This is a genomic window from Agromyces seonyuensis (assembly GCF_009789225.1).
In the GTDB taxonomy this organism is placed as follows: domain Bacteria; phylum Actinomycetota; class Actinomycetes; order Actinomycetales; family Microbacteriaceae; genus Agromyces; species Agromyces seonyuensis.
This window is the reverse complement of record NZ_WSTA01000142.1, coordinates 1-3,105: the sequence shown is the minus strand read 5'-3', so window position 1 is coordinate 3,105 and position 3,105 is coordinate 1. Positions and strand designations below refer to the sequence as shown.

The following is a 3,105-nucleotide window of genomic DNA, read 5'->3' as shown; positions in this document are numbered from 1 at the left end:
CGCACCGCCGCCGCCCGCACCGCGGCCGAAGCGCGCGCCGCCGCGCCGGTCGGCGTCGCGGAGCAGGCTTGGGCGTTCGGATTCGTCGTCGTCGCGGTCGTCCTCGCGTCCTTCGCGGCGTGGCCGATCTACGCCTCGCCGCGCTTCGTCGTGGTCGCTGCGGCCGGCACCGTGCTCGCGCTGCTGCTCGCCTGGCTCTCGGCGAAGCTGCGCTGGGGCGTCCTCGCGACGCTCGGCTCGGCGCTCGGCGTCTTCCTCCTCGCGGTCGTGCCGCTCGCCGTGCCCTCCGCGCTCGCGTCGCCGGCGCGGCTGCTCCTCGGCCTGCGCGACGGGGTGCTCGGCGTCGTGCTCGGCTGGAAGCAGCTCGTCACGCTCGCGCTGCCGCTCGGCGAATACCAGGCGGTGCTCGTGCCGTGGTTCGTCGTCGTCTTCGGCGGTGCGCTCGTCGCCGCGCTGTTCGCGGTGCGCAGCCGTCGCTTCGCCTGGGCGGCGGTGCCCGTCGCCGTCGCGATGGTCGCGTTCGGGCTCGCGTTCGGCGCCTCCGCGCCGAGCGCCCCGATCGCACTCGCCGGCCTCGTGATCGCCTCGCCGCGCGAGCTGCTCCTCGGCGCGTTGCTCGCGCTCGTCTGCCTCGTGTGGCTCGTCGGCCGGGCCCGCATCCGTCGGGCCGTGTCGATCCGCATCGCTTCGAGCCGGGCGGGCACCGTCCGCCGCACTGGCGCCTCGGCGTGGATGGTGCTGCGACGCAATCTCGTGGCCCTCGGTCTGGTCGTCGTCGCGGTCGCCGGCTCGCTGGCCGTCGCACCCGCCGCCGCAGGCCTCACGGAGCGCTCGGCACTGCGCGACCGGGTCGAACCCTCGATCGTCGTGCGGAGCGCGCCGAGCCCCCTCTCCGCCTACCGCGCCTCCTTCGCCGACGCGGCGTTCGGAGACACGCTCTTCACCGTCTCCGGCGACCTCGACGAGATCGGCCGAGTGCGCATCGCGACGCTCGATGCGTACGACGGCGAGACCTTCACGGTCGGCGAAGACGCTTCGGCGCCCGGCGCTTTCCGGCGGCTGCCCCGCGCGGGATCCGGCAGCGCCGCCGTCGAACTCGAGATCGGCGAGGCCTACTCGGGCATCTGGATGCCCGTCCCGGACGGCCTCGACTCGGCTCCGGGCTTCTCGGGGCCGCGTGCGGACCTCCTCGCCGACGGCTTCTTCGTGGACGGTTCCGGCGCCTCCGCCATCGAGACGGCCGAGTCCGACTCGGGTACGGGCCCGATCGAGGGCGACGGCTACACGATCCGGGTCGACCCGGACTCCGACGGCGCGCTCGCGGGCGTCGACGGCGGCACGGCGACGATCGACGCCGAGACGTACCCCGCCCTCGTGGCCTGGGTCGAGGCGCAGGCGCAGCCCCGCACCGGCGACGGGCTCGCCGAACTCGTCCGGCGCCTGCGCGAGCGCGGCTACCTCAGCCACTCCCTCGCCGACGACGTCGCCGCGACGCCGTGGATCGCCGACCTCCGCGCCGACGGGCCCTACGCGTTCAAGTCGAGCGCCGCCGGCCACTCGCGGGCCCGCATCGAACAGCTCTTCTCGGACCTGACGGCACAGGAGGAGCGCGCCGGCGCCGACGCCGACGCCGCCTACCTCGTCTCGGCCGCCGGCGACGACGAGCAGTTCGCCGTCGCGACCGCCCTCGTCGCGCGCTACCTCGGATTCGACTCCCGCGTGGTCCTCGGCGTCCGGGTGGGGGAGTCCGGCGACCCCGCACTGAGCTCGTGCACCGACGTGTGCACGGGCGGCGAACTCGCCGCATGGGCCGAGGTCGACGCCGGCGGCGACTGGGTCGCGCTGGACGCGACGCCGCAGCACGTGCTCGCGCCGATCGACATCTCGGAGGGCGAGGTGCTCCCCGAGCACGCGACCGTCCCGGCCGAGCTCGCGCCCGAGATCATCGCGCCCGAGCAGGTGCCGAGCGACGACCGCCGCTCCGAGCCCACGCAGGTCCCGGAGGACGAGGACTCGACGCTCGCGGCCGTGCTGCCGGTGCTGCGGATCGTCGGGCTCTCGGCCACCGCGGTGCTGTGCCTCGTCGGTCCCTTCGTCGCCCTGCTCCTCGCCAAGTCGCTCCGACGTCGCGGCCGCCGCGCCGGTACGCCGGAGGCGGCGATCGTCGGCGCCTGGGAAGAACTGCTCGACCGCTACGCCGACCTCGGCGTGCCCTTCGACCAGTCCGCGACTCGCGCCTCCGCGGCCGCGGCGAGCGGACGGCCCGCCGCAGTGGCCCTCGCAGCTGCGGTCGACCACGCCGTGTTCTCCGAGCATCCCCCGCCGGTCGAGCTCGCGGACTGGGCCTGGCAGACTGTCGATGCCGAACTCGAGGAGCTGCGTGGAGCGCGCACCCTCCGGGCACGCATCGGCGCGGCCCTCGGCCTCGCCGGCTTCCGCCGCTCGCTCCGTCCCGACACCCCCCAGATTCCGCTTCGGAAGGAACCCGCCTGATGCCCGATCAGTACGCCGACCCCACCGCCGCCCTGGCCGCGGCGGCCGTGTTGCTCGTCGTCGAACTCGTCGTCGCAGCCGCGATCTACGTCTGGATCGGTCTCACGCTCGGCCGGGTCTTCCGCCAGCTCGGCGGCGACGGCTGGAAGGCGTGGGTCCCGATCCTGAACCTCCTGGAGATCTTCCGCTTCGGCGGCATTCCGGCGTGGAACATCGCGTTCCTGTTCGTGCCCGTCGCGAACATCTGGGGCTACGTCCAGCTCGTCATCGCGCTGCACCGCATCAACCTGCAGTACGGCCGGGGCGCCGGTTCGACGGTGCTCGCCGCACTGCTGTTCCCCGTGTGGACGACCGTGCTCGCCGCGAGCGGTGGGCCCGACCCGGAGCGTCGTCGTCTCGCCGGGTTCGGTGCGCCCGGCGCCTCCGTCGCGGCGGCCCCGTACCCGGGCGCGGCGGGGTACCCCGCTCCTGCCGCGGGCTACCCGGCTCCCGCCGGCGCGGGCTACCCGGCCCCGACCCCGGCGCCGTCGCTCGCGACGCCGTACCCCGGTGCGGCCTCCGCGCCGTTCGGCGGGCCGGTCCCTGGCCGCCCCCCGCAGGGCGCGCCGCTCG

General features: G+C 75.4%; 2 protein-coding genes. Both read left to right on the top strand.

Annotated features, from left to right (window positions below):
• The coding region (locus GB864_RS17870) for a transglutaminase-like domain-containing protein (RefSeq protein ID WP_160427040.1) at positions 1-2,493 on the top strand (2,493 nt) is incomplete at its 5' end.
• Positions 2,493-3,105, top strand: a 613-nt coding sequence (locus GB864_RS17865; RefSeq protein WP_236779243.1) for a DUF5684 domain-containing protein, incomplete at its 3' end; no start/stop codon positions are given. The genes GB864_RS17870 and GB864_RS17865, both read left to right, overlap by 1 nt.